Annotated in this window: 23 protein-coding genes; 12 read left to right on the top strand and 11 right to left on the bottom strand. The window is 64.4% G+C overall.

Annotated features, from left to right (window positions below; all coding sequences use genetic code 11):
• The first annotated feature begins 24 nt into the window (after positions 1-24).
• From ACFXP9_RS05720 to ACFXP9_RS05710, 3 genes are read left to right on the top strand one after another with little or no spacing between them, the layout of a single operon-like run.
• Positions 25-1,317, top strand: a complete 1,293-nt coding sequence (locus tag ACFXP9_RS05720; RefSeq protein ID WP_397208941.1) for an ABC transporter substrate-binding protein — start codon at positions 25-27, stop codon at positions 1,315-1,317.
• 54 nt (positions 1,318-1,371) lie between these two features.
• Positions 1,372-2,199 (top strand): ABC transporter ATP-binding protein, encoded by an 828-nt coding sequence (locus tag ACFXP9_RS05715; protein WP_397208940.1) that lies wholly within the window; start codon positions 1,372-1,374, stop codon positions 2,197-2,199.
• A 40-nt stretch (positions 2,200-2,239) separates the two neighbouring features.
• A complete protein-coding gene (locus ACFXP9_RS05710) occupies positions 2,240-3,457 on the top strand; it encodes a phenylacetate--CoA ligase family protein (protein ID WP_397208939.1) in 1,218 nt (405 codons plus the stop codon).
• 917 nt (positions 3,458-4,374) lie between these two features.
• On the opposite strand, the gene ACFXP9_RS05705 is transcribed toward ACFXP9_RS05710, so the two are convergent.
• From ACFXP9_RS05705 to ACFXP9_RS05675, 7 genes are all read right to left on the bottom strand, one after another.
• Positions 4,375-5,607 carry a cytochrome c1 gene (locus ACFXP9_RS05705; protein ID WP_397206623.1) on the bottom strand — a complete coding sequence of 411 codons (1,233 nt, stop codon included), beginning with the start codon at positions 5,605-5,607 and terminating at the stop codon, positions 4,375-4,377.
• 12 nt (positions 5,608-5,619) lie between these two features.
• On the bottom strand, positions 5,620-6,942 hold the full coding sequence (gene petB / locus ACFXP9_RS05700; protein WP_397206621.1) for a cytochrome b: 1,323 nt from the start codon (positions 6,940-6,942) through the stop codon (positions 5,620-5,622).
• An 11-nt stretch (positions 6,943-6,953) separates the two neighbouring features.
• The gene (gene petA, locus ACFXP9_RS05695; RefSeq protein ID WP_397206619.1) at positions 6,954-7,514 is read right to left on the bottom strand and encodes a ubiquinol-cytochrome c reductase iron-sulfur subunit; all 561 of its coding nucleotides are present in this window, start codon (positions 7,512-7,514) and stop codon (positions 6,954-6,956) included.
• A 173-nt stretch (positions 7,515-7,687) separates the two neighbouring features.
• A complete protein-coding gene (gene radC / locus ACFXP9_RS05690) occupies positions 7,688-8,494 on the bottom strand; it encodes a RadC family protein (RefSeq protein ID WP_397206617.1) in 807 nt (268 codons plus the stop codon).
• Positions 8,495-8,558: 64 nt separating this feature from the next.
• On the bottom strand, positions 8,559-9,722 hold the full coding sequence (dnaJ, locus tag ACFXP9_RS05685; protein ID WP_397206615.1) for a molecular chaperone DnaJ: 1,164 nt from the start codon (positions 9,720-9,722) through the stop codon (positions 8,559-8,561).
• An 81-nt stretch (positions 9,723-9,803) separates the two neighbouring features.
• On the bottom strand, positions 9,804-11,720 hold the full coding sequence (gene dnaK / locus ACFXP9_RS05680) for a molecular chaperone DnaK (RefSeq protein ID WP_397206613.1): 1,917 nt from the start codon (positions 11,718-11,720) through the stop codon (positions 9,804-9,806).
• 178 nt (positions 11,721-11,898) lie between these two features.
• Positions 11,899-12,717 carry an ABC transporter permease gene (locus tag ACFXP9_RS05675; RefSeq protein WP_397206611.1) on the bottom strand — a complete coding sequence of 273 codons (819 nt, stop codon included), beginning with the start codon at positions 12,715-12,717 and terminating at the stop codon, positions 11,899-11,901.
• A gap of 160 nt (positions 12,718-12,877) precedes the next feature.
• Here ACFXP9_RS05675 and cysQ point away from each other — a divergent pair, with 160 nt between their 5' ends.
• The 9 genes from cysQ (at position 12,878) to ACFXP9_RS05630 (ending at position 23,255) form a co-directional block, all read left to right on the top strand.
• Positions 12,878-13,675 carry a 3'(2'),5'-bisphosphate nucleotidase CysQ gene (gene cysQ / locus ACFXP9_RS05670; RefSeq protein WP_397206609.1) on the top strand — a complete coding sequence of 266 codons (798 nt, stop codon included), beginning with the start codon at positions 12,878-12,880 and terminating at the stop codon, positions 13,673-13,675.
• Positions 13,676-13,677: 2 nt separating this feature from the next.
• The gene (locus tag ACFXP9_RS05665; RefSeq protein ID WP_397206607.1) at positions 13,678-14,478 is read left to right on the top strand and encodes a 3-deoxy-manno-octulosonate cytidylyltransferase; all 801 of its coding nucleotides are present in this window, start codon (positions 13,678-13,680) and stop codon (positions 14,476-14,478) included.
• 53 nt (positions 14,479-14,531) lie between these two features.
• Entirely contained in the window at positions 14,532-15,809 is a 1,278-nt protein-coding gene (locus tag ACFXP9_RS05660; RefSeq protein WP_397206605.1) for a glycosyltransferase family 2 protein, read from the top strand.
• 80 nt (positions 15,810-15,889) lie between these two features.
• The gene (locus tag ACFXP9_RS05655; RefSeq protein ID WP_397206603.1) at positions 15,890-16,786 is read left to right on the top strand and encodes a UTP--glucose-1-phosphate uridylyltransferase; all 897 of its coding nucleotides are present in this window, start codon (positions 15,890-15,892) and stop codon (positions 16,784-16,786) included.
• Between the two features lie 3 nt (positions 16,787-16,789).
• Entirely contained in the window at positions 16,790-17,791 is a 1,002-nt protein-coding gene (gene galE, locus ACFXP9_RS05650; protein ID WP_397206601.1) for a UDP-glucose 4-epimerase GalE, read from the top strand.
• Positions 17,781-19,145, top strand: a complete 1,365-nt coding sequence (locus ACFXP9_RS05645) for a glycosyltransferase family 4 protein (RefSeq protein WP_397206599.1) — start codon at positions 17,781-17,783, stop codon at positions 19,143-19,145. Before galE ends, ACFXP9_RS05645 begins: the two co-directional genes overlap by 11 nt.
• Positions 19,146-19,147: 2 nt before the next feature.
• Positions 19,148-20,176 carry a glycosyltransferase family 2 protein gene (locus tag ACFXP9_RS05640; protein ID WP_397210041.1) on the top strand — a complete coding sequence of 343 codons (1,029 nt, stop codon included), beginning with the start codon at positions 19,148-19,150 and terminating at the stop codon, positions 20,174-20,176.
• Positions 20,173-21,861 carry a DUF5927 domain-containing protein gene (locus ACFXP9_RS05635; RefSeq protein ID WP_397210039.1) on the top strand — a complete coding sequence of 563 codons (1,689 nt, stop codon included), beginning with the start codon at positions 20,173-20,175 and terminating at the stop codon, positions 21,859-21,861. The genes ACFXP9_RS05640 and ACFXP9_RS05635 overlap by 4 nt, the downstream gene beginning before the upstream one ends.
• Positions 21,861-23,255 (top strand): hypothetical protein, encoded by a 1,395-nt coding sequence (locus tag ACFXP9_RS05630; RefSeq protein ID WP_397210037.1) that lies wholly within the window; start codon positions 21,861-21,863, stop codon positions 23,253-23,255. Before ACFXP9_RS05635 ends, ACFXP9_RS05630 begins: the two co-directional genes overlap by 1 nt.
• Here ACFXP9_RS05630 and queG read toward each other — a convergent pair.
• From queG to ACFXP9_RS05610, 4 genes are all read right to left on the bottom strand, one after another.
• The gene (gene queG, locus ACFXP9_RS05625) at positions 23,252-24,334 is read right to left on the bottom strand and encodes a tRNA epoxyqueuosine(34) reductase QueG (RefSeq protein ID WP_397206591.1); all 1,083 of its coding nucleotides are present in this window, start codon (positions 24,332-24,334) and stop codon (positions 23,252-23,254) included. The genes ACFXP9_RS05630 and queG overlap by 4 nt on opposite strands.
• The gene (gene fzlA / locus ACFXP9_RS05620) at positions 24,315-24,995 is read right to left on the bottom strand and encodes an FtsZ-binding protein FzlA (RefSeq protein WP_397206589.1); all 681 of its coding nucleotides are present in this window, start codon (positions 24,993-24,995) and stop codon (positions 24,315-24,317) included. Before fzlA ends, queG begins: the two co-directional genes overlap by 20 nt.
• Before the next feature lie 87 nt (positions 24,996-25,082).
• Positions 25,083-25,814 (bottom strand): monofunctional biosynthetic peptidoglycan transglycosylase, encoded by a 732-nt coding sequence (gene mtgA, locus ACFXP9_RS05615; protein WP_397206587.1) that lies wholly within the window; start codon positions 25,812-25,814, stop codon positions 25,083-25,085.
• Positions 25,815-25,865: 51 nt separating this feature from the next.
• A complete protein-coding gene (locus ACFXP9_RS05610; protein WP_397206585.1) occupies positions 25,866-26,429 on the bottom strand; it encodes a DUF1269 domain-containing protein in 564 nt (187 codons plus the stop codon).
• Positions 26,430-26,498 lie beyond the last annotated feature (69 nt).

The following is a 26,498-nucleotide window of genomic DNA, read 5'->3' as shown; positions in this document are numbered from 1 at the left end:
GCAACGTCCTGGGAGGAGACACGCATGAAAACGAAACTGTCCTTTACCGCCCTTGTGGCCGCTGGCCTGATGGCTGCTGCCCCCGCCATGGCCGATCTGGTGGTGCCGAACCTCAGCTATCGCACCGGGCCTTATGCCGCCAACGGCACCCAATATGCCGACGGCTTTAACGATTGGTTCACGCTGCTGAACGAACGCGATGGCGGCATCGGTGGCGAAAAAATTCAGGTGCCGGAATGCGAGACCGCCTATAACACCGAAAAAGGTGTCGAGTGCTATGAATCGACCAAGGGCAGCGGCGCGCTGGTTTACAACCCGCTGTCGACCGGCATCACCTATCAGCTGATCCCCAAGATCGGCGCGGACAAGATCCCGCTGTATACGCCGGGCTATGGCCGCACCTCGGCCAAGGATGGCAAGGTGTTTGAATGGGTGTTCAACGCGCCGGCCAACTATTGGGACGGGGCGTCGGTGGCGGTCAAGCACCTGCTGGACGAAAACGGCGGCGACCTGAACGGCAAGAAAATCGCGCTTGTCTATCACAACAGCGCCTATGGCAAAGAGCCGATCCGCACTCTGCAAGAGCTGTCGAAAAAGCACGGCTTTGCCCTGACCGAGATCCCGGTCGATGCGCCGGGTCAGGAACAGAAATCGCAGTGGTTGCAGATCCGCCGCGACAAGCCCGATTACGTCATCCTGTATGGCTGGGGCGTGATGAACCAGGCCGCCATTCAGGAAGCCGCCAATGTGCGCTTTCCGATGGACAAGTTCATCGGCATCTGGTGGTCGGGATCCGAGGTCGACGTGACCCCGGTGGGCGACAAGGCCAATGGTTACAAGGCCCTTACCTTCCACGGCGCGGGCATGGATTACCCGATGTATGAGGACATGAAGAAATACGTCCTTGATACCGGCAAGGCCTCGCAGGGCGGGCAATATGTCGGCTCGGTCCTGTATTCGCGGGGCCTGCACGCGGCGCTGGTCATCTCGGAGGCGATCCGCAAGGCGCAGGAACTGGCGGGCACCTCGAAGATCACGCCTCAGCAGTTGCGCGACGGGTTCGAGGCGCTGGACATCACCCCCGAGCGTCTGGCCGAACTGGGCCTGCCTGATTTCGGCCCCGAGGTGAAGATGACCTGCGACAACCACGGCGGTTCCGGCATGACCCGCGTTCAGCAATGGGATGCGGCGGCCAAGAAATGGAACATGGTCACCGAATTCACCGAGCCGGACCAGGAGGTGCTTGGCCCGCTGATCACCGAGGACAGCGAAGCCTATGCCAAGGAAGCCGGGATCACCCCGCGCGCGTGCAACTAATCCCCTTCCCCCGGCGGTTCGCGCCGCCGGGGGCCACCGCGAAAGGGCCAAGACATGCTGGACAGCCAAATCCCGGACAGTGAAACGCTGTTGGAAGTCAACAATATCGAGGTGATCTATAATCACGTCATTCTGGTGCTGAAGGGCGTGTCGCTGTCGGTGCCCAAGGGCGGGATCACGGCGCTGCTGGGCGGCAACGGCGCGGGCAAGACCACCACGCTGAAGGCGATCTCGAACCTGCTGCATTCCGAACGTGGCGAGGTCACCAAGGGCAATATCAACTATCGCGGCGAACGGGTGCAGGACATGGACCCCGCCACGCTGGTCAAGAAAGGCGTCATTCAGGTGATGGAGGGGCGCCACTGTTTCGAACACCTCACGGTCGAGGAAAACCTGCTGACCGGCGCCTATACCCGCCGCGATGGCGGGGCCGAGGTCAGGCGCGACCTTGAAATGGTGTATACATATTTTCCGCGCCTGAAAGAGCGCCGCAAAAGTCAGGCGGGCTATACCTCGGGCGGGGAACAGCAGATGGTCGCGATGGGCCGCGCCCTGATGAGCCGCCCCGAAACCATTCTGCTGGACGAACCCAGCATGGGTCTGGCCCCGCAGCTGGTCGAACAGATCTTCGAGATCGTCAAGGCCGTGAACGAGGGCGAAGGCACCACCTTCCTGCTGGCCGAACAGAACACCAATGTCGCGCTGCGTTACGCCCATTACGGCTATATTCTGGAAAATGGCCGGGTGGTGATGGACGGCACCGCGCGCGATCTGCGCGAGAACCCGGACGTCAAGGAATTCTATCTGGGGATGTCGGACGAAGGCCGCAAATCCTTCCGCGACGTGCGGTCCTATCGCCGCCGCAAGCGCTGGCTGGCCTGACGCCGCACCGCCCGATTGTCACTTTTTGCAAGGTAATCCGATGGCCTATTACGACGAGATGGAAACCCGCTCTGCCGATCAGCGCGCCGATGCGCTGGCGGCGGCGCTGCCGGTGGCGATCGGCCGGGCCAGGACCGCCCCGGCACTGGCGCGGCTGCTGCGCGATGTCGATGCCGAGGCGGTGACATCGCGCGCGGCGCTGGCGGCGCTGCCGGTGATCCGCAAATCCGAACTGTCCGAGGCGCAGAAAAAGCACCCGCCCTTTGGCGGTTTCGCCACCCGCAAGGCCAGCGAATTCGACCATATTTTCCAAAGCCCCGGACCCATCTATGAGCCGGGCCGTCGCGAGGGCGACTGGTGGCGGCTGGGGCGGTTCCTGTTCGCCTGTGGCGTGGGCCGGGGCGATATCGTTCAGAACTGTTTCGGCTATCACCTGACGCCTGCGGGGATGATGTTCGAATCCGGCGCCCGCGCGGTCGATGCCGCCGTGCTGCCCGCCGGCACCGGCCAGACCGAGCTTCAGGTCCGCGCTGCGGCGGATATCGGCAGCACTGTCTATGCCGGCACGCCCGATTATCTGAAGGTCATTCTGGACCGCGCCGACGAGATGGGCGAACGCCTGTCGATCACCCGCGCGGCGGTGGGGGGCGGGGCGCTGTTCCCGTCGCTGCGGCAGGAATACGCGGATCGCGGCATCACCACGCGGCAATGCTATGCCACCGCCGATCTGGGCAATATCGCCTATGAATCCGAGGCGATGGAGGGGATGATCGTCGACGAAGGCGTCATCGTCGAGATCGTCCGCCCCGGCACCGGCGACCCCGTGGCCGATGGCGAGGTGGGCGAGGTCGTGGTGACCTCGCTGAACCCCGATTACCCGCTGATCCGCTTTGCGACGGGCGATCTGTCGGCGGTGCTGCCGGGCACCAGCCCTTGTGGCCGGACCAATATGCGCATCAAGGGGTGGATGGGCCGCGCCGATCAGACCACCAAGATCAAGGGCATGTTCGTGCGCCCGGAACAGGTTGCGGCGCTGGTCGCCCGCCACCCCGAGGTCACCCGCGCCCGCGTCATCGCACAGCGCGACGGCGAAATGGACGCCATGCTGGTGCAGCTGGAAACCACCGGCACTGACCGGGCACTGTATCAGGGTTCGGTCCTTGAGGCGCTGAAACTGAAAGGCCGGATCGAACTGGTCGCGCCCGGCAGCCTGCCCAATGATGGCAAGGTGATCGAGGATCAGCGCAGCTATGACTGACCGCTTTGCGCGGTAAGCCGGGCACTGTCTGCCGTTCCAAGCCCACCCCATGCCATGCGGCATGGGGTTTTTGTGACTGTCCCTTCGCTCCCTGGAGGCCTTTTCCGGCCTCAGCTTCTGCACTTTCCTGAACCCGGCAGAGGACAGTATTCCGTTCCGGGCGTGCCTGCGCTTCGGGTTGCAGACTATCTCAATGTCGTCGCGCATATTCTGACCGGCGTCTTGGGGTGTTCGGTATGTCTGTGGTCTGATCTGCTTATGCTTTAGCAGGTTGAAAAGACTTTCAGAAACTGCGTTGCCATGGCCGTTTGCGTGCCCCCGATAACAGCCTTTGCAACATGGGTCGTGCGCAGAGCCGTAAATGGCCGCGATGCCGGGGCCTGCTTGGGTGCGGCAACCGGCATCAAGGGTCAAATGGTGCGGTTCAGCCTGCGTATCGTTGATGACCTTGCGTCCAGACCGACAGGGCCGAGAGGTTGTCCGACCCGTTCGAAATCATCAAGGCCCGGTCCGGTCCAGCCATCATGACGGCGCCGCGCCCGCCATCGGTGGCAGGCGGTCGATCATGGGCAGGTGCTGGCGGGTTCATCTGCTGACCGGCGGCAAAGTCATGCCTGTGACCTGTCGCGGCAAGGCAGGTCGATATGGCGGCCAATCATGGCGCGGCTTGGTGGTGCGGCGCGTCTGATCTGTTGAAGCGGACAGCCAAACAGGATGGGCTTTCTCAGCCCTCAGCCCTCAGCCCTCAGCCCTCAGCCCTCAGCCCTCAGCCCTCAGGCTATGCTTGCGCGAGGGCCCGCGAAATTTCCGGCACATCATGTGGTGTGATTTCCGCCCCGCCAAATGCGCCCGTTTCAAACCGGTGCGCATAAAAAACGCGCCCCAAAGGGCGCGTTTTGTGGTCGTCGTGACCGCGATCAGTCGTGGCGGTGCTTGATCGGCCACCACAGGCGCTTGTTGGTCAGATACAGCAGCGCCGACAGCAGGATCAGGAACAGAACGCTGGCAAAGCCAACCTGTTTGCGATCCATCATTTTCGGTTCCGCCGCCCACATCAGGAAGGCCGCAATGTCCATGGATTCCTGGTCCAGCGTCGCTGCGGTCCCGTCCTCATAGGTGACCAGATCGTCCGACAGCGGGGGCGGCATCTGAATCCAGCCGCCGGGGAAGGCGGTGTTTTCATAGAAGGTCGACCCGGCCTCTTCCTTGGTTTCGCCGGTATAGCCGGTCAGAATGGCGTGAATATATTCCGGCCCGCCAATGCCGCGGAAGAATTGGTTCACACCGGTGCCCTGGGGCCCGTGGAAGGCGGCGCGGGCCTTGGCCATCAGCGACAGGTCCGGCCCCATCCCCTCACCGGTCACGGTCGGGAATTTGTCGGTCGGAATGCGCGGACGGTCCTCGCCGGTTTCGCGGTCGGTAATGTCGAACTGTGCTGCATAAGCGCGCACCTGATCAGCCGGCAGTTCCGGCCCGCCCTTGTCGCCAAGGGTGCGGATCGACACCTGCTTCATGCCGTGGCAAGCGCTGCACACCTCGGTATAGACTTGCAGGCCGCGCTGAAGCTGGAACTGGTCATAGGTGCCAAAAGGCCCTTCGAAGCTGAAGGACACGTCTTCGACATGCGACTCGTGCGAGGCCGCCGCATGTTCCTCGGCTGCCGCTTCTTCATGCGCGGCTTCCGGCTCGGCCATGGCAGCAGCGTCGGTTTCGGCCGCGGGCTCCTCCGCTGCGGGTTCCGCTGCCGGCTCCGCAGCGGGGGTTTCCTCGGCGACCGGTTCCGCGTCGGCCTCGGGGGCGCTTGCGGGTTCGGTCGCTTCGGGTTCTGCTGCTTGCGCAGGCTCTTGCGCAGGTGCTGCCTCGGGGGCGGCTTCAGGCTCGGTGGTCACGGCCTCTTGTGCCGGCGCGGTTTCAGCCGGCGCGGCCTCGGTCGGAACCTCTGCCGCGGGCTGTTCGGTTTCCGGGGCCTCACCCGCCTGATCGCGGGCTTCGGTCGCGGATTCCACGCTGACAGCGGTATCGGTCGTGGCGACCGGTGCAGCCGGGACGATCACCTGATCGTCCGTGGGCTGGCTGGTTTGCGCATAGGCCCCCGCAGCGCCGAGCGTCAGCGCGGCAACGGCCGTGAGCGTCTTGATCCTCAGGGTCATTGGTGCGTCTCCTTACTCGGCGTCAACGGCTTTGGGGCCGTAATGCGCGTTAAAGTCTTCCTCGATGGTTTGCGGCATGGGTTCAGGTTTTTCGATGATCCCAAGCAGCGGCAGAATGATGAGGAAATAGGCGAACCAATAGGCGGCACCAGCCAGGGCGATATAGGGATAGATCCCTTCCGCAGGCATCGCGCCAACCCACATCAGGACGACAAAGTCGATGGCCAGCAGCCAGAACCACCATTTGAACTGGGGACGGAACCGGCCCGAGCGGATGCGCGACGTATCCAGCCACGGCACCAGCGCCATGACCAGAATGGCACCGAACATTGCCAGCACACCAAAGAACTTGGCGTCGATAATGCCGAAAGTCAGCTTGTTGACCAGAATCACGGCCCAGACATCGGCGGTGAAGGCGCGCAGGATGGCATAGAAGGGCAGGAAATACCATTCCGGCACGATATGCGCGGGGGTCGAGAGCGGGTTGGCCTCGATATAGTTGTCGGGGTGGCCCAGATAGTTGGGCATGAAGCCGACGACGGCAAAGAAGACGACCAGAATCACGGCCAGCGCGAACAGGTCCTTGATGACGAAATAGGGCCAGAAGGGCAGGGTGTCGGCCTCTGCCTCTTCTTTCGAGCTGCGGCGCACCTCGATCCCGGTGGGGTTATTGTTGCCGGTGGTGTGGAAGGCCCAGATATGGACCACGACCAGCGCGGCAATAACGAAGGGCAGAAGATAATGCAGCGAGAAGAAGCGGTTAAGCGTCGCGTTATCAACCGCCGGCCCGCCAAGCAGCCAGGTCTGGATCGGCTCGCCGATGCCGGGGATGGCGCCGAACAGGCCGGTGATCACGGTCGCGCCCCAGAAGGACATCTGCCCCCAGGGCAACACATAGCCCATGAAGGCCGTGCCCATCATGCACAGATAAATCAGCATCCCGACGATCCACGTGATTTCACGCGGGGCCTTGTAGCTGCCGTAATACAGGCCGCGGAAGATGTGGATGTAAACGGCAAGGAAGAACAGCGAGGCGCCGTTGGCGTGCAGATAGCGCAGCATATAGCCGCCGTTCACGTCGCGCATGATGTGTTCGACGCTGGCGAAGGCCAGATCGACATGCGGGGTATAGTGCATCACCAGCACGATGCCGGTGGCGATTTGCAGAACAAGGCAGAAAGCCAGAACGATGCCCCAGATCCACCACCAGTTCAGGTTTTTCGGGGTCGGGATCATCAGCGTGTCATAGACAAGGCCGACAATCGGCAGGCGGCGGTCAAGCCAGCGTTCGAACCGGGTTTTGGGTTCGTAATGATCGTGCGGGATACCGGACATTGCGCGCCTCCTCAACCCAGTTTGATGGTGCTATCGTCGACGAATTCGGCGACCGGGATGTGAAGGTTCTGCGGCGCCGGACCTTTGCGAATGCGGCCAGCAGTATCATAGTGCGAACCGTGGCAGGGGCAGAACCAGCCACCGAAATCGCCGGCACCGTCACCGATCGGCACGCAGCCCAGATGGGTGCACACGCCGATCATTACCAGCCATTCGCCGGCTTCGTCCAGCGAGCGGTTCTGGTCAGCCGCATCGGTATCGGGCTTGTTGGGGTTCTCGGAATGGGTGTCGACCAGATCCGACAGCGGAACCTCGCGGGCGGCGTTGATCTCGGCCTCGGTGCGGCGGCGGATGAAAACGGGCTTGCCCAACCACTTGACGGTCAGTTGGGTGCCGGTTTCAACGCCGCTGATGTCGACATGGATCGACGACAGCGCCTGGACATCGGCGGACGGGTTCATCTGGTTGATCAGGGTCCAGCCGGCGGCCCCGGCGGCCACCGCACCAGCCCCGGCCGTGGCATAGTAGAGGAAGTCCCTCCGGGTGCCTGCGTGTTCTTCTGCGTGGGACACGGGTCATTCTCCAATTCGGGCCTGACGGGCAGGCCATACGACAGATCGGGCCGCAAACCCCGCAGCCCTCGCCAGTGCGGTTCTAGCGATCAAAATCCTGTCAGTCCAGCATTCACCGTGCAACCTGCTGGCGCAAAAAGCCGCAGCGTGGCATTCGGGACGCGATGCGCGATCTATAACAGGCCTTGGGCGCGGAAACTGGTCTCGGCCTCCTTTCCCAGAACAAGATGGTCATGCAGGACCAGCCCCATAACCCGTGCGGCACGGTCGATCGCGGCGGTCATCTCGATATCCGGTTGCGAGGGGCTGGGGTCGCCCGACGGGTGGTTGTGGACCAGAATCAGCGCGCTGGCATTCAGCTCCAGCGCGCGGCGGATGATTTCGCGCGGATATACCGGCACATGGTCAACGGTGCCGCGGGCCTGTTCTTCATCTGCGATCAGCACATTCTTGCGGTCCAGAAACAGCACCCGGAATTGCTCGACCTCGGCATGGGCCATGGCGGTGTGGCAATAGTCCAGCAAGGCGTCCCAACCCGACAGAACCGGGCGGTTGATCACCTTGGACCGCGCCATGCGCTGCGCGGCGGCGGCGATGATTTTAAGCTCGGTAATTACGGCGGGGCCGACGCCCGGAACAGCCATCAGCCGGGTGGGGCTGGCCGAAAGCACCCGGTTGAAGTCGCCAAAAACCTCGATCAGGTGGCGGGCCAGCGGCTTCATATCCTGTCGTGGCACCGCGCGAAACAGCACCAGTTCCAGCAATTCATAGTCGGGCATGGCAGCCGCGCCACCCTGCATGAAACGGTCCCGCAACCGGCTGCGGTGATCGGCCAGATACGAGGGCGGCTTGCGCGCGCCGACCCGCACCGGACCGCCCGAATCGGACGGAACCTCGTCACAAGATGGGGGCAGGACGGGGCCGCCCCCGGAAAACAGGGGCAGCGAGATGTCCGAGAAGGCGTGATTCGCATGTGTCATAGGGCAATCCTGCCCCATGACCCCTGAATAAACCGTTAACGCGGCTGCAAAAAATCGGCCCGTGTCAGCCGGTCATGCCTTCCCAGAAATGCTTGACCTTGTCGAAGAAACCGCTGCTTTGCGGGCTGTTATTAGCCTCTATCTGGTTGAATTCGCGCAGCAATTCCTTTTGGCGGCTGGTCAGGTTCACCGGGGTTTCGACCAGCAGTTCGATCAGCATATCGCCATTTTCGGCGTGGCGGGCATTGCCGTGGCGCAGCGGGGGCATCCCCTTGCCGCGCAGGCGCATCTGTCGGCCTGACTGGCTGCCTGCGGGAATTTTCACGCGTGACCGGCCGCCGTCGATGGTGGGCACCTCGACCTCGCCGCCAAGAGCGGCTTTGACCATGTCGACCGGCACCTGACAAGCCAGAGTCCGGCCATCGCGGATAAAGATCGGATGCTGCGGCACCTCGATAAAGATATACAGATCACCGGGGGGACCGCCGCGCATCCCGGCCTCGCCCTCGCCGGCAAGGCGGATGCGGGTGCCGGTTTCGACGCCGGCGGGGATGTTGACGGAAAGAGAGCGCTCTTTCTCGACCCGGCCCTGACCGCCGCAGACCTTGCAGGGGTTCTTGACGATCTGCCCGGCGCCATTACAGGTCGGGCAGGTGCGTTCGACCGTGAAAAAGCCCTGTTGCGCCCGAACTTTACCCATCCCGCCACAGGTCGGACAGGTGGTCGGTTCGACCGCGCCTTCGGCGCCGGTACCGTTGCAGGCCTCGCAGGCCACCGAGCCGGGGACGGTGATGGTTTTCTGAATGCCGGTAAAGGCGTCTTCCAGCGACACCCGCAGGTTATAGCGCAGGTCCTGGCCGCGCGCAGCGCGCGAGCGCGGGCCGCTGCCACCGCGCTGGCCCATGAAATCGCCGAACAGGTCCTCGAACACATCGGCAAAGGCCGATCCGAAATCGCCGCCGGGATGCCCGCCGCGACCGCCGCCAAAGCCCCCCATGCCGCCCTCGAATGCGGCATGGCCGAAGCGGTCGTAAGCGGCTTTCTTTTGCGGGTCTTTCAGGACTTCATAGGCCTCGTTCGCCTCTTTGAAGGCGGCCTCGGCGGCGGGGTTGTCCTTGTTGCGGTCGGGGTGCAGTTCCTTGGCCTTGCCGCGATAGGCTTTCTTGATTTCGTCGGCCGAGGCCCCCCGCGTCACCCCCAGGATCTGATAATAGTCACGCTTTGACATCTGGTTCCCTTTTGGCGGGCGGTCCCGCCACAGAAAAGGCCGGTCCACGACAGCGCGGACCGGCCCGGTGATGTGGGGCGCTTATTTGCGCTTGTCTTCGCCAAGATCCTCGAAATCGGCATCGACGATATCGTCATCCGATCCGCGCGGGGCGTCGTGGTCGGGGGCGGCATCGGCATCGCCACCATCCTGTTGCGCCTTATAGATCGCCTCGCCCAGTTTCATCGACGCGTCCATCAGGTTCTGGATGCCGCCCTTGATCTTGCCGGCATCTTCGCCTTTCAGCGTGTCTTCCAGCGCGCCGATCGCCAGTTCGATCGCCTCGACGGTCGATTCGTCCACCTTGTCGCCATGCTCTTCCAGCGATTTGCGGGTGGTGTGGATCAGGCTTTCGGCCTGATTGCGGGCCTCGACCAGTTCGCGGCGGCCTTTGTCGGCCTCGGCATTGGCTTCGGCGTCCTTCACCATCCGTTCGATATCCTCATCAGACAAACCGCCCGAGGCCTGAATGGTGATGTTCTGTTCTTTGCCGGTGCCCTTGTCCTTGGCGCTGACCGACACGATGCCGTTGGCGTCGATGTCGAACGTCACCTCGATCTGGGGCATCCCGCGCGGTGCGGGGGGGATGTCCTCGAGGTTGAACTGACCCAGCAGCTTGTTGTCGGCGGCCATCTCGCGCTCGCCTTGGAAGACGCGGATCGTGACGGCGTTCTGGTTATCCTCGGCGGTCGAGAAGATCTGCGATTTCTTGGTCGGGATGGTGGTGTTGCGGTCGATCAGGCGGGTGAACACGCCGCCAAGGGTTTCAATCCCCAGCGACAGCGGGGTCACGTCCAGCAGCACGACATCCTTGACGTCGCCTTGCAGCACGCCGGCCTGAATGGCCGCACCCAGCGCCACAACCTCGTCAGGGTTCACGCCCTTGTGGGGTTCCTTGCCGAAGAATTCGGTCACTTCGGACACGACTTTCGGCATCCGGGTCATGCCGCCGACCAGAACGACCTCGTCAATGTCGGACTTGGACAGGCCGGCATCTTTCAGGGCCTCTTGCACCGGTTTCATGGTGCGCTTGATCAGTTCGCCCACCAGCGATTCCAGCTTGGCGCGGGTCAGCTTGACGACCATGTGCAGGGGCGTGCCGCTGTCCTTGTCCATGCTGATGAAGGGCTGGTTGATCTCGGTCTGGGACGAGCTGGAAAGCTCGATCTTGGCCTTTTCCGCCGCCTCTTTCAGGCGCTGAAGGGCCATCTTGTCCTTGGTCAGGTCGACGCCGTGCTCTTTCTTGAACTCGTCCGCCAGATAGTTGACGATCTTCATGTCGAAATCTTCACCACCAAGGAACGTGTCCCCGTTGGTCGATTTCACCTCGAACAGGCCGTCGTCGATTTCCAGAATGGTGATGTCGAAGGTGCCGCCGCCAAGGTCATAGACCGCGATGGTTTTCGATTCCTTCTTGTCCAGACCATAGGCCAGCGCGGCCGCCGTCGGCTCGTTGATGATGCGCAGCACGTCCAGACCGGCGATCTTGCCGGCATCCTTGGTGGCCTGACGCTGTGCGTCGTTGAAATAGGCGGGGACGGTGATGACGGCCTGCGTCACCTCTTCGCCGAGATAGCTTTCGGCGGTTTCCTTCATCTTGCCCAGAATCATCGCGCTGACCTGCGCGGGGGAATATTTCTCGCCCCGGACCTCGACCCAGGCGTCGCCATTGCCGCCATCCACGATGGAATAGGGCACCAGCTTGCGGTCTTTTTCCACGGCGGGGTCGTCGGTGCGCCGCCCGATCAGGCGCTTGACGGCAAAGACGGTGTTGGTCGGGTTGGTCACGGCCTGACGCTTGGCGGGCTGGCCAACCAGACGTTCGCTGTCGGTGAACCCGACGATCGAGGGCGTCGTGCGCGCGCCTTCCGAATTCTCGATCACCTTGGGCTGGCTGCCATCCATGATGGCGACGCAGCTGTTGGTGGTCCCGAGGTCGATACCAATGACTTTCGACATGGTGCGTATAACCTTTCTTGCGGCGATATAATGGGCGGCGGGTCCGTTCAGGCCCCCACAGCCCGATCCCTTGGTTGATGGTCCGCGCGGGGCATCGCCCGACCCGAACCGGCTTCGGCAGCTATATAAGTGGGGGTGTTGCCCCCTTCAAGGCGGTGATGGCCTGCCATGATCATGCTTATTTCCCTGCCGTCCAGCTTAGCGATTCGCTGCGCCGGGTGACGAATTCGGCCATCAGGCCGATGGCCAGCAGCGACAGCGACAGCGCGACCGGATAGGTCAGGTTGGAATTATGCGGGTTATAATTGATGAACACATAGCCCCGGTTCTGGTCGATGATGTGAAACAGCGGGTGCCAGCTGAACATCGGCAGCACCATCGCCGGCAGCGAATTGGCCGCGAACATCTTGCCCGAGGCGATCATGCTGCCGCGCCGATACACCATCGAGATGACATTGACCCCCTTGGGCCACCATGGCTTGGCCGCCATGAACACCATGCCAACGCAGATGCCGCTGAACCAGGCCAGCATGAACATGCCCATGGCCGGGACCGGCTGGTCGATCTTTACCTCGCCAATCAGGGTGTCATACAGAAACAGCATGACCGCAATGCTGAGGGTCTGCGTGTAAAGCGCCGACAGGGCGCTGGCGCAGATCATGATGAAAGGGTTGATCGGGTCGTGCTTGTTCATTGCGCTAAGCGAACTGCCGGCATTCATGGCGCCCACTGTCTGGACGTGAATCATGAACAGCGCTACGCCTGACATCAGAAACATCAGGAAATCGCCGCGAATGGGCGAAGACCGCTGTTTCATAAAGCTGTACATGCCGACAAAGAACAGGATCATCATCGCGGCCTGCATCATGCTTTGCAGCAGGCCCCAGATCGGGCTGCGGTTGGCCTTGCGCAGGTTATGCACGGTCACGACATGGATCAGCGCCAGTGTCGTGAAGGTCGCGCCGATCAGCGTCTTGTTTGATCGTCCGCCGAACATGCGGTCATCCTTGTGGCTGCGGCCCGGTTCCCCGGACCAGAGGTCGCTTGCCGTTTGCGGCCTGCGCGATCATAAGAGAGACAGGTTAACAATCAATCTACGACCCCGGTCCTGGGCCGCATAATATCCGGCTTTTGCCCGATGGAATAAGGAAAATGCGATGGATTTCGACCGATTGACCGCCGAGATGCGCCGTCTGGCCCTGCAAGCCGGTGAAAAGATCATGGAAATCTATGGCCGCGACGATTTCGAAGTGCGGTCGAAATCGGATGATTCCCCCGTCACCGCCGCTGACGAGGCCGCCGATGCGCTGATCGCCGCCGGTCTGCGCGCCGCGTTTCCCGACATTCCCCTTGTGACCGAGGAACAGGCCGACAGTCACGGCCAGCAGGTCAGCACCTTCCTGATCGTCGATCCGCTGGATGGCACCAAGGAATTCGTCAATCGTCGCGGCGATTTCACGGTCAATATCGCCTATGTTCAGGACGGGGTGCCGATGCGCGGCGTGGTCTATGCCCCGGCGCGCGGGCGGCTGTTTTATACCACCGCCGATGGCCGCTCGGTCGAGGAAAAAGCCCCCTTCACCGACCAGCCCGGCGAGGCCGCGCCGATCGGCGTGAACGCCATGCCCGACAACCGGGCGCTGATGGTGGTGGCCTCGAAATCGCACCGCGATCAGGCCACTGACGATTATATCGGCAAATACGGGGTGCGCGACATGACCAGCGCCGGGTCGTCGCTGAAATTCTGTCTGGTCGCCACTGGCGAGGCCGACCTTTACCCCCGGCTTGGCCGCACGATGGAATGGGACACGGCGGCGGGCGATGCCGTGCTGCGCGGCGCCGGCGGCGAGGTCGTGCGCTTTGACGATCACAGCGCGCTGACCTATGGCAAGCCGGGCTTTGAAAACCCGTTCTTCATCGCCTATGCCCCCGGCGTTTTGTTGCAGCAGGCGTGATCATGGGCTGTGTGATCGTCATTCCCGCCCGCTATGCCTCGACCCGATATCCGGGCAAGCCGCTGGTGGAACTGCGCGGCGCAACCGGGCAATCGCGCAGCCTGATCCGGCGCAGCTGGGATGCGGCGATGGCGGTTCAGGGCATCGACCGGGTGATTGTCGCCACCGATGACGACCGTATCGCGGATCACGCGCGCGGCTTTGGCGCCGAGGTCGCGATGACCAGCCCCGAGGCCCGCAACGGAACCGAGCGCGTGGCCGAGGCCATCGCCAACCTGTCCCTGACGCCGCAGATCGTGGTGAACCTGCAAGGCGATGCGCCGCTGACGCCTGCCTGGTTCGTCGAGGACCTGATCGCCGGGCTGCGCGCCGACCCCGATGCAGATATCGCCACGCCGGTGCTGCGCTGCACCGGGGCGATGCGCGCCGACCTGCTGGCCGACCGGGCGGCGGGGCGTGTGGGCGGCACCACGGCGGTGTTCGGCCATGACCATCAGGGGCTGTATTTCTCGAAAGAGGTGATCCCGTTTGTGGGTCATGACATCGCGCCAGACGCCCCCAGCCCGGTGTTTCACCATGTCGGCGTCTATGCCTATCGGCCCGCGGCGCTGGCCGCCTATCCCGGCTGGGGCGAGGGGGTGCTGGAAAGGCTGGAAGGTCTGGAACAGCTGCGCTTTATCGAACGCGGCCGCCGGGTCCTGTGCGTCGAGGTGCAGGCCCGTGGCCGCCAGTTCTGGGAACTGAACAACCCCGGTGACGTGGCACGGCTGGAACAGATGATGGCCGCGATGGGGCTGGACTGACGGTGCCGCCCGCGCCGTGCGTCACGGCCACGGCCACGGCTACGGCTGCGCCCTTGGGTCAAGCCACGGTGCCGCGCGCCTCGGTGGTGGTGGTGTCGCGGCACCGGCCCGGCCATCTGGCCCTGTGTCTTGAATCGCTGGCCCAACAGGACCACCCCGATTTCGAGGTGATTCTGGTTGCAGATCCCGCATCGGTGCTGATCCGCCCGGACCTGCCGCTGCGACGGATCGTCTTTGACATCGCCAATATTTCCCGCGCCCGTAATATCGGCCTGTCGCGCGCGGCGGGGCGGGTGGTGGCCTTTATCGACGATGACGCCGTGGCCGAACCGACATGGCTGTCGCGGCTGGCGGCGGCGCTGGCGGGGCCAGGGGTGCTGTCGGCGGCGGGGTTCACACGCGGGCCGGACGGCATCTGCTGGCAGGTCCGGGCCGAACGAATTGGTCCCGATGGCCAGCCGCGCCCGCTGTCCGTGACTGGCGATGCCCCGCAACTGCACAGCGCCAATCCGCTGCCGGTCAGCACGATTGGCACCAATTGCGCCTTCCGCCGCGCGGCGCTGGTGGCGATTGGCGGTTTTGACCCGGATTTCCGCTTTCATCTGGACGAAACCGACGTGAATTTGCGCATGGCCACCCGGTTTGCGCAGGCGCTGACGGCGGTGGTGCCGATGGCACAGGTGATCCACGGGCTTGCCCCCGGCACCGGGCGACCTGTTGTGCGGGGGGCGCCGGATCTGGCCGTGATCGGGCGGTCCCATGCGATTCTGGCGCGCAAACATCGCGGCAGTGACGGCTGGGTCATGGCGGCACAGCGCCGACGCCTGCTGCGTGAGATGCTGGCCGGGCGGCTGGGGCCATGCGCCGTTGCCGGGGCGATGCGGTCGCTTCAGGCCGGGCTGGTGGCGGGGCGCGCGGTGCCGCTGACCGCCCCGGACCGGGCCTTCGGTCCGCCCCCCGGCTTTCGGCCCCTGCGGGGGCGGTTCCGCGGCCATACCGTGCTGCAAGGCTGGCTGTGGCAGGCCCCGGCGCTGCGGCGGCAGGCGGCGGCGCTGGTGGCGCAGGGCATCCGCGTCAGCGTGATTCTGCTCAGCCCTTCGGTGGTGCCGCATCGCCAGCGCCTGACGCCCGGCGGCTGGTGGGAACGTCAGGGCGGCCTTTGGGGCGCGACGGCGCGGGACGCGGCTGCAACTTTTCGCCGCGCCGCAACGTTTCACGCCCTGATTGCCGCCGAGGCGGTGCAATTGAGAGGGGAAAACGGCATCAGCGACCTGCCGGCCACAGCGCTGGCACAGCCACACGCGATTCACGAAGTTTACACCAAAAACTGAATAAGTATTTGCCTCTTGGCCGGGTCGGTATATATGCGGCCCCAGCCGCAAAGCCGTTTGTAAGTGAAAGGTTTGCATCCATGCAGCGCAAAGTCACCAAAGCGATTTTCCCGGTTGCCGGTCTGGGAACGCGTTTCCTGCCGGCCACCAAAAGCATCCCGAAAGAGATCATGACACTGGTCGACCGCCCGCTGATCCAATACGCGATCGACGAGGCCCGCGCCGCAGGGATCAAGGAATTCATCTTCGTCACCTCGCGCGGGAAAGGCGCGCTCGAGGATTATTTCGACCACGCCCACGAGCTGGAGGCCAATCTGCGCCAGCAGGGCAAGGACGACCTGCTGGATGTCCTGCGCCAGACCAATATGGAATCGGGGGCCATCGCCTATATCCGCCAGCACAAGGCGCTGGGGCTGGGTCACGCCGTGTGGTGTGCGCGCCGCCTGATCAACCAGGACGAATCCTTTGCCGTGATCCTGACCGATGACGTGATCATGGGCGAACCGCCCTGTCTGCAACAGATGATCGAGGCGCATCAGGACACCGGCGGCAGCATGGTCGCCACGATGGAGGTCGCCCCCGAAAAAGCCAGCGCCTATGGCGTGCTGGACGTGGCCGAGGATATGGGCGCCATCGTCCGCGCCAAGGGCATGGTCGAAAAACCCGCGCCGGGGACCGCGCCGTCCAATCTGGCGGTGATCGGGCGCTATATTCTGGCGCCGACGGTGATGCAGAACCTCAACAAGCTGCGTCAGGGGTCGGGTGGCGAAATTCAGCTGACCGACGCGATTGCCGATGACATTGCCGCCGGGCGCGACGTGTTCGGCCTGCGGTTCCGTGGCCAGCGCTATGATTGCGGCTCGAAAGCGGGGTTCTTGCAGGCGACCGTGGCCTATGGTCTGGCCCGCGACGATCTGCGCGACGAATTCGCCGATTATCTGGCGCAGGTCGTGGCCATGCGCAACGCGGCGCAATAAGCCATGGCGCAGGCGGTTCTGGTCACCGGGGGCGCGGGTTATATCGGGTCCCATGCCTGCAAGGTTCTGGCGGGCGAGGGCTTTGTCCCGGTCACCTATGACAACCTGTGCACCGGCTGGCGCGAGGCGGTTCAGTTCGGCCCTTTTGAACAGGGCGACCTGATGGATCGCGACCGTCTGGACGCGGTCTTCGCGCGCCACCGCCCGGTTGCGGTGATGCATTTCGCCGCCCTCAGCCAGGTGGGCGAGGCAATGACGCAGCCCGGCAAATACTGGCGCGGCAATGTCTGCGCCAGCCTGTCGCTGATCGAGGCCACGCTGGCCGCCGGGGTGCGCGATTTCGTGTTTTCCTCGACCTGCGCGACCTATGGCGACCATGACGGGGTGGTGCTGGACGAACACACCCCGCAGACGCCGCTGAACGCCTATGGCGCCAGCAAGCGCGCGATCGAGGATATGCTGGCCGATTTCGCCGCCAGCGACGGTCTGCGCAGCGTGATTTTCCGCTATTTCAATGTCGCCGGGGCCGACCCGGATGCGCAGGTGGGGGAATTTCATCGGCCTGAAACCCATCTGATCCCGCTGATTCTGGACGCGGTCGAGGGGCGGCGCCCGGCGCTGACCATTCACGGCACCGACTATCCGACGCCGGATGGCACCTGCATCCGCGACTATGTCCATGTCATGGACCTGGTCGATGCGCATCTGCTGGGGCTGCAATGGCTGCGCGACGGCAAGGTCGCGGCGGATGGCGGGGTGGATGTGTTCTGCCTTGGCACCGGCGACGGCTTTTCCGTCCGCGAGGTGATCGAGGCCGCCCGCGCCAGCACCAACCGCCCTGTCCCCCTGACCGAAGGCCCGCGCCGCCCCGGCGATGCCGTGCGGCTGGTCTCGGGCAGTGCGCGCGCCATGGCCGATCTGGGCTGGCAGCCGCGGCGGTCGACCCTGAAACAGATGATCGGTGACGCCTGGCGCTGGCACCAGACCGGCGGTTATGCCGGCTGAGGCTGGGGCGCGGGCAGGGGCGGTCGCCCCGGCTCCGACAGCGGATGCCGACTGGCCGTGGCCGATCCTGCTGGATGTCAGCCGCTTGCTGTCGCGTCTGGGGCAAGGCCCGCTGACCGGCATTGACCGGGTTGAGGCCGAATGGCTGGCGCATCTGGTTGCGGTTGCGCCGGGGCGGCTGTGGCTGCTGTGTCGCAGCGGCGGGCGGCAATTGCTGTTGCCGGGGTCCGCCGGGTCACAGATTCTGCGTTGGGCGGCGGGCGATCTGCGTGGGCTGGAGCCTGTGCCTGTGCCGGTCCTGGGGCCTGTTCTGGGACCGTTGCTGGCCCGGTTGCGGCGACGCGGCCCAACGCGTAACGACCCGCGCCGACGCGCAGACAGTTTGCTGCGGCAACAGGCGGTTGCATGGGGCGGGCGTGACGGGCAGGGGCTGCTGCGGTTTTTGCGACGGCATTTGCGGGGCGGGGTATATCTGAACCTTGGCCACGCCAATCTGCGCGACTGGCTGTGGCGGCGGCTGGGGCGGGTGCCGGGGCTGCTGCGCGCGGTGCTGATCCACGACACCATCCCGCTGGATTACCCGCAATTCACCCGCCCCGACCAGCGCCGCAATTTCCAGAACCGCTTTGTCACCGCCATGCGCCGGGCGGATCTGGTGCTGACGGTGTCGGGCCACAGCCGCGATTGCGTGCTGGCGGCGCGGCGGCGGCTGGACCTGCCGCAGGCAGCGCCGGTTCATGCCGCCCCCATCGGCATTCGCCTGTGCCCCCCGGCGCCGCAGGACCTGCCTGCGGGTCTGGACCTGTCGCGGCCCTATTTCGTCACCCTTGGCACGATTGAGCCACGCAAGAATCACGCGCTGTTGCTGGATGTCTGGCAGGGCCTGTCGCAGCGCCTGCCTGCCGACCGGATGCCGCGCCTGTTCATCGTCGGGCGGCGGGGCTGGATGAACCGCGATGTCTTTGCCCGGCTGGACGCGCTGCCCGCTGATTCGGCTGTGCAGGAACTGTCGGGCCTTGGTGATGGCGCCGTCGCTGCCCTGCTTGAGGGGTGCCACGCCCTGCTGATGCCAAGCCATGCCGAGGGGTTTGGCCTGCCCATGGCCGAGGCCGCGGCCCGCGGCGTGCCTGTGCTGGCCGCGCCGCTGCCCTCGGGGCGCGAAATTCTGGGCGATCATGCGCTTTATTTGTCGGCAGACCTGTCGTGCATTTGGGAAGACGAGGTGATAAACTGCGCGGCAAAGGGGATGAAAAGATTGCAAATCATACCGTTGCCGCAATGGTCTGACCACTTTGCCACAGCGCGCCGTCACATCGCGCGGCAAAGGCAGGCGCGGTCCGGGCATGGGGGCTGACCATGGCGGGCTGGCTGGCGCGAGATCGCAACCTGCTGCGACTGCGGGCGCATCGGCAATGGCTGCTGGGGCGTGCCATCAATCGCCGGCAGGCGCTGATGTCGGTCCAGGACCGCACCCGGCTGATCGGCAAGGGGGCGCTTTTATGCTTTGTCACCCTGCACAACGAACGTATCCGCCTGCCTTATTTCTTTGATTATTATCGCGAAATGGGCATCGACCATTTTCTGGTGGTCGATAACGGATCTGATGACGGGTCGGGCGGGTGGCTGGCGGCGCAGCCCGATGTGTCGCTGTGGTTCACGCAGGCCAGCTATAAAAAATCGCGGTTCGGCATGGATTGGCTGAACTGGCTGCTGTTTCGCCACGGCAGCGGGCATTGGTGCCTGACCGTCGATCCCGACGAATTTTTCATCTATCCGCATTGCGACCGCCGCCCCCTGCGGGCGCTGACCGACTGGCTGGACAATTCCGCCGCGCGGTCCTTTCCGGCGATGCTGCTGGATGTCTATCCCAAGGGCCCGATCGGCCAGCAGCCCTATGCCGAGGGTCAGAACCCGTTCGAGATCGCGCGGTGGTATGACCCCGCCAATTACACCATCCGCAAGAATGGCCGGCTGGGGAATCTGTGGATTCAGGGCGGCCCGCGGGCCCGCGCCTTCTTTGCCGACCAGCCCGAGAATGCGCCGGCGCTGAACAAGATCCCGCTGGTGCGCTGGCAGCGGAACTATACCTATGTCAGTTCGACCCATATGCTGCTGCCACGCTCGCTGAATCTGGTCTATGACGAGGCCGGGGGCGAAAAGGCTTCTGGGCTGTTGCTGCACACCAAGTTCCTGTCGACCTTTATCGACAAGGCCGCCGAGGAACTGGACCGGCGCCAGCATTATGCCGAAAGCCGCGAATATACCGCCTATCACAGCGGCCTGAAGGATGCCGATCTGGACCTGTGGTGCGAAACCTCGCGCGAGGTCGGGGACTGGCGCGATTTTCAGGATGTCGGGCTGATGTCGATGGGGAACTGGGCATGACACAAGCGGCCCCCGTGCGTCTGGGTATCATCCTGCTGTGCCATGACCAGCTGGGGCTGGCCGCGCATCTGGCGCGGATCTGGCATGACGGCGGCGCGGCGGTGGCGATCCATGTCGATGCCAAGGTATCCCCGGCCGAGGCCGCCCAACTGCAACAGGATCTGTCCGACTGTGCCGACCTGATCTTTACCCGCCGGCATTCCTGTGAATGGGGGATGTTTTCGCTGGTGCAGGCCACGCAGGACGCCGCGACCGCGCTGCTGGGCCATTTCGACGATGTGACCCATGTCTGCCTTGTGTCGGGGTCATGCCTGCCGCTGCGCCCGGTCCCGGAACTGTGCGCCTATCTGGACAAGCACCGCGACCGCGACTTCATTCAAAGCGTTTCGACCGAGGCCTCGGACTGGATCATCGGCGGGCTGGGAAAGGAACGTTTCCGCTATTACTTTCCGCTGTCATTTCGCAAGTATCGCCGGTCATTCGACCGGCTGGTTGACCTGCAACGCGCGCTGCGGGTGCGGCGGCGGCGGCCTGACGGCATCTATCCCCATATCGGGTCGCAATGGTGGTGCCTGACGCGGCGCACCTTATCCGCAATTCTGGACGACCCGGACCGGGCCGCCCATGACCGCTTCTTCCGCCATTCATGGATCGCGGATGAAAGCTATTTCCAGACGCTGGCCCGCCGCCATTCGGTCAATATCGAAAGCCGGTCGCTGACGGTGTCCAAATTCGACATGCAGGGCAAGCCCTATACGTTTTACGATGATCACGCCGATATGCTGCGTGATTCGGGCTGCTTCATCGCCCGCAAGATCTGGCCCAGGGCGGTGGGGCTGTATCTGGAATTTCCGGCCCCCACGCCTGACGGCCAGGACCCGCTGCGCGAACCCGACCCGCTGCGTATCGACGCGCTGATCGACCAGGCCGTGACCCGCCGCCAGCTTGGCCGTCCGGGCCTGTATATGCAAAGCCGCTTTCCCCGGAAGGATTGCGAAAACGGCAAGACCAGCGCCCGTTACGGCATCGTACAGGGCTTTTCTGACTTGTTTGACGGGTTCGAGGACTGGCTGTGGGAACAGGTCGATTACGACGTGCATGGGCATATTCTGGCCCGTGACCGGGTCGAATTTCTGGGCCGCACCCGTGTTGGCCCCGGTGCGCTGACCAATTCGGCGGCGCTGCGCGATATGGACCCGCAGGGGTTTCTGACCTCGCTGATCCGCAGCAGCAGCCGGACCGTGGTGTTCCAGTATTCGCCGCGTGACATGCAGGACCTGAACTGGTTCACCTGCACAGACCCGAACGCCACGATGGTGGTGATCACCGGGGCGTGGATGGTGCCGCTGATGGGGTCGGGAATGCCCTTTGACGACATCCGCCGCATGGCCGCCCGGCTGGAACGCGCCGAGGCCGCGCAGGTCAAGATCCTGCGCTCCGTCTGGGTCAAGGCGCGGCTGACGGTCTGGACGCTGGCGGAATTTCTGTCAGACCCGCTGGAACACACCAATACCATGCTGGAACTGCTGGATCCGCATCGCCAGCTTTACACCCATGACCTGCCGCCGATGCGCGACCTGCACGGGCTGGGACGTTTCGTCCAGAAATTGCGCAATGCTGGCCTTTATCCCCGGACCATGGGTAATCTGCCGCTTGATATGACAGATGAATTTCGGGGCATGTGATGGGTTTTTCGCGCTTTGTCATCTTTGCGGGGATGCGCACCGGGTCGAACCTGCTTGAGGCGACGCTGAACGCGGTGCGCCGCGTCACCTGCTTTGGCGAGGCGTTCAACCCCTATATGATGGGCTGGCCCGACAAGGACGAACTGAAGGGCGTGACCCGCGCCGAACGCGATGCCGACCCGCAGCGGCTGTTGGCGGCGATCTTTGACAAGCCCAACCATTTGCCGGGGTTCCGCTATTTCTTTGACCACGACCCGCGGGTGTTCGATGCGATCATGGATGACCGCGACTGCGCCAAGATCGTGCTGACGCGCAACCCGCTGGACAGCTATGTCTCGACCCGGCTGGCATGGGAAACCAACCAGTGGAAACTGAACGAGACCGAGGTCCCCAAACCCGCGGCCATCACCTATGACGGCGCCGAATTTCGCCAGACGCTGGACGATAACGCCGCCTTTCTGGCCCGCATCCAGCACCGGCTGCAAACCAGCGGCCAGTCGGCCTTCTGGCTGTCCTATGACGATCTGCGTGATGGCGGGGTGATGACCGGGCTGCTGCACTGGCTGGGGCGCACCGATCTGGACCGGGTCGAACCGGCCAGCGATCAGGTGCCGCAAAACCCGCGCCAGATGGCGGAAAAGGTCGCCAATTACGACCAGATGTGCGCCGATCTGTCCCAGCTGGACCCGTTCGATCTGGGCCGTATTCCCGGTTTCGAACCCGCGCGCGGGCCTGCCGTGCCCTCTTACCTGACGACCGAGGCCGGCGCCGGCCTGCTGTTCATGCCGGTGCGCGGCGGTCCCGACGCGGCGGTGCGGCGCTGGTTGCAGGGGCTTGGCAACACCGATAGCGGGCTGACCCAGAACCGCCTGCGCCAGTGGAAGCGCGACCACCCCAACCACCGCAGCTTTACCGTCCTGCGCCACCCGCTGCGCCGGGCCTGGGCCGCCTATGGCCAGATGCTGGCCGCCCCGCGCGGTGCCGATCTGCGCCAGACCCTGCGTGATGTCCACCGGGTGCCGTTGCCGCCCGATGCGGCGCTGTTCAGGCTGACCGACGGTGACCATGCGGGGCTGTTTCTGGCCTTTCTGGATTTTCTGAAACGCAACCTGCACGGCCAGACAACGCTGCCCGTCCACCCAATCTGGGCCAGCCAGTCCGAGATCATTTCCGGCTTTGGCCGCTTCTCGTCCCCCGATATGGTGCTGCGCGAAGGCGCGCTGTCCCGCGATCTGGGCTGGCTGGCCGAAAGTGCCGGCCTGTCCGGCGATGTGGCCGCGGGCTACACCCCCGAGGTCTTTCCCGCCTTCCTGTCCGACCCGTCACTGATCAAAGCCGCGCGCGAGGCTTATCTGCGCGATTACGTCATGTTCGGCTTTGACGACCCGGCCTAGGCCAGCCGCGCCGCCGCCCATTGCGCCGCCTCGGCCACAGTCGGGTCGGGGTCGTCAGTCAGCCCCAGCGCGACGGGGCGCAGTGCGGTCAGGCCGCTGTTGCCGATTGCATATAACACGTTGCGGATGAACCGGTCCCGCCCCAGCCGCTTGACCGGCGTGCCGGCAAAGCGCGCCCGGAAAGCCGCGTCATCCAGCGCCGCCAGTTCCGCCAGCAAGGGCGCGGTGGGGTCATCGGCCAGATACCGCATTTCATGCGCGGCCTGCGCGAATTTGTTCCACGGGCAGGCGGCCAGACAATCGTCGCAGCCAAAGATGTGATTGCCCATACGTTCGCGCAATTCCAGCGGCACCGGGCCGTGATGCTCGATCGTCAGATAGGAAATGCAGCGCCGCGCATCCAGCTGGAACGGCGCCGGGAAGGCATCGGTCGGGCAGGCATCCAGACAGGCGCGGCACGACCCGCAGCGGTCAGGCTCGGGGTGGTCGGGGGGAAGCGGCGCGGTGGTAAAGATCGACCCCAGAAAGAACCACGACCCCAGATCGCGCCCCAACAGGTTGGTATGCTTGCCCTGCCACCCCAGCCCCGCTGCCTGCGCCAAAGGCTTTTCCATCACCGGCGCGGTGTCGACGAAAACCTTGATTTCTTCGTCCGGCGCCTGGGTTTCCAGAAACCACCGCCCCAGCCGCTTGAGCCGCTTTTTCACCAGATCGTGGTAATCGCGCCCCTGTGCGTAAACGCTGATTGCCCCGCGATCGGGATGGGCCAGCACTGCGCGCGGGTCATGGCGGGGGGTGTATGGCTCGGCCAGCATGATCACCGCCCGCGCCTGCGGCCACAGCGCCGACGGATCGCCGCGCCAGTGCATCCGCTCGGCCATCCACGCCATCTGGCCATGCCGTTCCCTGGCGACATAATCCGCCAGCCGCGCGGCGATCTGGGGCACTGAACCGGGCGTGGTCACGCCCATCTTGGCAAAGCCCTCGAATCTGGCGCGATCCGCCAGCAGGGTTTTCTTCGTTGCCCAAATACCCTGCGGACCGGCCGCCGTCGCGGCGTCAGAAGTCAAGCACGGCATAATGGCGCGCCGGTGGAATCCCCGGCACCTGATCGGCCAGCAGGCTGCGGAAAGCCGGGCGCGACTTGACCGTCGCATACCAGTCGCGCAGCGTATGGCTGCGGTCCCAGTCCACGTCCGAGATATAATCCAGACAGGAAAAATGCGCCGCAGCGGTGAAATCGGCAAGGCTCAGGCTGGACCCGGCCAGCCAGCGGCGCTGTTCCAGCAGCGATGTCAGATAGTCGATGTGATACTTGATCGCCCGCAGGCCCGACTTGACCATCTGCGCATCGGGATAGCCCGCCTTCATCACCTTTTTCCACACCCGTTCATACATGATGGGGCGGGTGACCTCGGCGTTGAACTTGTCGTCGAACCACGCGCACAGGCGGCGCATTTCGTATCGGTCGGCGGGGCTGGCGGGCACCAGCGACGGGTCCGGGACGGTTTCGTCCAGATACTCACAGATCGCCTGACTTTCGCCCATCAGCCGCCCGTCATGGCGCAGCACCGGCAGCTTGCCCGCCGGGTTGCGGCGATACAGTTCGGCATTCGATTCCCAGAACCGGTCCTCGACCAGCTCGACCTCGATCTTCTTTTCGGCCAGCACCAGCCGCACCTTGCGGCAATAGGGCGACAGCGGAACGTGGTAAAGACGGGTAACCGGGGGCGTGTTCATATCCGTAACCATGCTTGGGAATGGGGGCGGTGATACGCGCCTGCGCGACCGGTTTCAACCGCTGGTGGCCACGATTGCAGCCCCGGTTCAGGGGCGCAGGCAATCGTCGCGGCCATCGCGGGCAATGGTGGCGGCACCATCGGCAATGGCACGGGCGCGGCCCGCCACGGCGCGGCTGCGCGGGTCGCGCGCCTTGGGCGCGGGCAGGGCCGCCGCCAGCCGCGCGGCCTGCATCGCGGTCAGCCGGTCAGGGGTGGTGTCGAAATAATACCGCGCGGCAGCGCCGACGCCCATCACGCCGGGGCCGAATTCCGCGACATTCAGATAAACCTCGACAATGCGGCGCTTGGACCACAGCGCCTCGATCATCGGGGTCCACAGGGTTTCCAGAAACTTGCGCGGCCAGCTGCGGCCCTGCCACAAAAACACGTTCTTGGCCGTCTGCTGGGTCAGGGTCGAGGCCCCCCGGTTCGAGCCGCTGGCGATGACCTTGCGGATCTCGGACATGTCGAAACCCCAGTGGCGGCAGAAATTGGCATCCTCGGCGGCGACCACGGCGCGCAGCATGACCGGCGCGATCCGGTCCGCCGGCACCCAGACGCGGTCAATGCCGGGATGGGCACGGGTCTCGGACATGATGGTCCAGGTGGTGGGCGGGTTGATGAAGGCGAAAATCGCCACCAGCGCCAGCATCACCGCCATCAGCCGCCACAGCACCCACATCACCCGGCGCCACACCGCCCGCACCGCGCGCCGCAACAGCGCGCCGCCGGGGCGGGTTTCGCGCTTGGGTGCAGGGGGTTGCGAATGCGGGTCCATGCGCGGGTGGTGTCAGGACCGCCCGCGCAGGTCAAGGGGGCAGGGGGCGCGTCAACCCTTGGGGATGGTCACCTGCGGCACGTCCGAGGGGGCCTCGGCCGGGGTGTCGGCCAGCATCGCGGCGCCCTTGCCGGCCAGCGCCTCGCGCAGGCGGGCCTCGTCGGCATCCGACAGCGAGGTCTGGATCACCCGGCCATGATGGCCATACGCCTTCAGCCGTTCCAGCACCTTATCGGCGGTCATCTTGCGCACCAGAATGAACACCGCCGACCCGCCGGGGGTGACTTTCTGTCCGACCTCTTTCATGAAATCATCGTTAATCCCGTAATCGGTCAGCCACCCGGCCAGCGCGCCGGAACCGGCCCCGACCGCCGCGCCGACCAGCGGGTTCAGGAACAAAAGCCCCACCAGCGTGCCCCAGAAACCACCGCCAAGCGCACCGGCGGCGGTCAGGTTCATCGACTGGTGCAGCTGAATATCCTCGGCACCGGGGCGGGTGACGACGACGGCGTCCTCCATCTCCAGCAGGTATTCCTTTTGCATTTTCACCAGTTCGGTGCGGACCTCGAACCCGGTGGCCTCGTCGTCGAAAGCCATCACCAGAAGATCGGACATGGGGATACTCCTTTCGCCCTGCGCGGGCTTTGTGCCCGGCGTTGCAAAAGGAAACCCGGCCACGCGGGG

Source organism: Paracoccus jiaweipingae (assembly GCF_044335505.1).
GTDB lineage: Bacteria > Pseudomonadota > Alphaproteobacteria > Rhodobacterales > Rhodobacteraceae > Paracoccus.
Note: the sequence above shows the minus strand (reverse complement) of the source record. Positions and strands in the feature narration are given on the sequence as shown.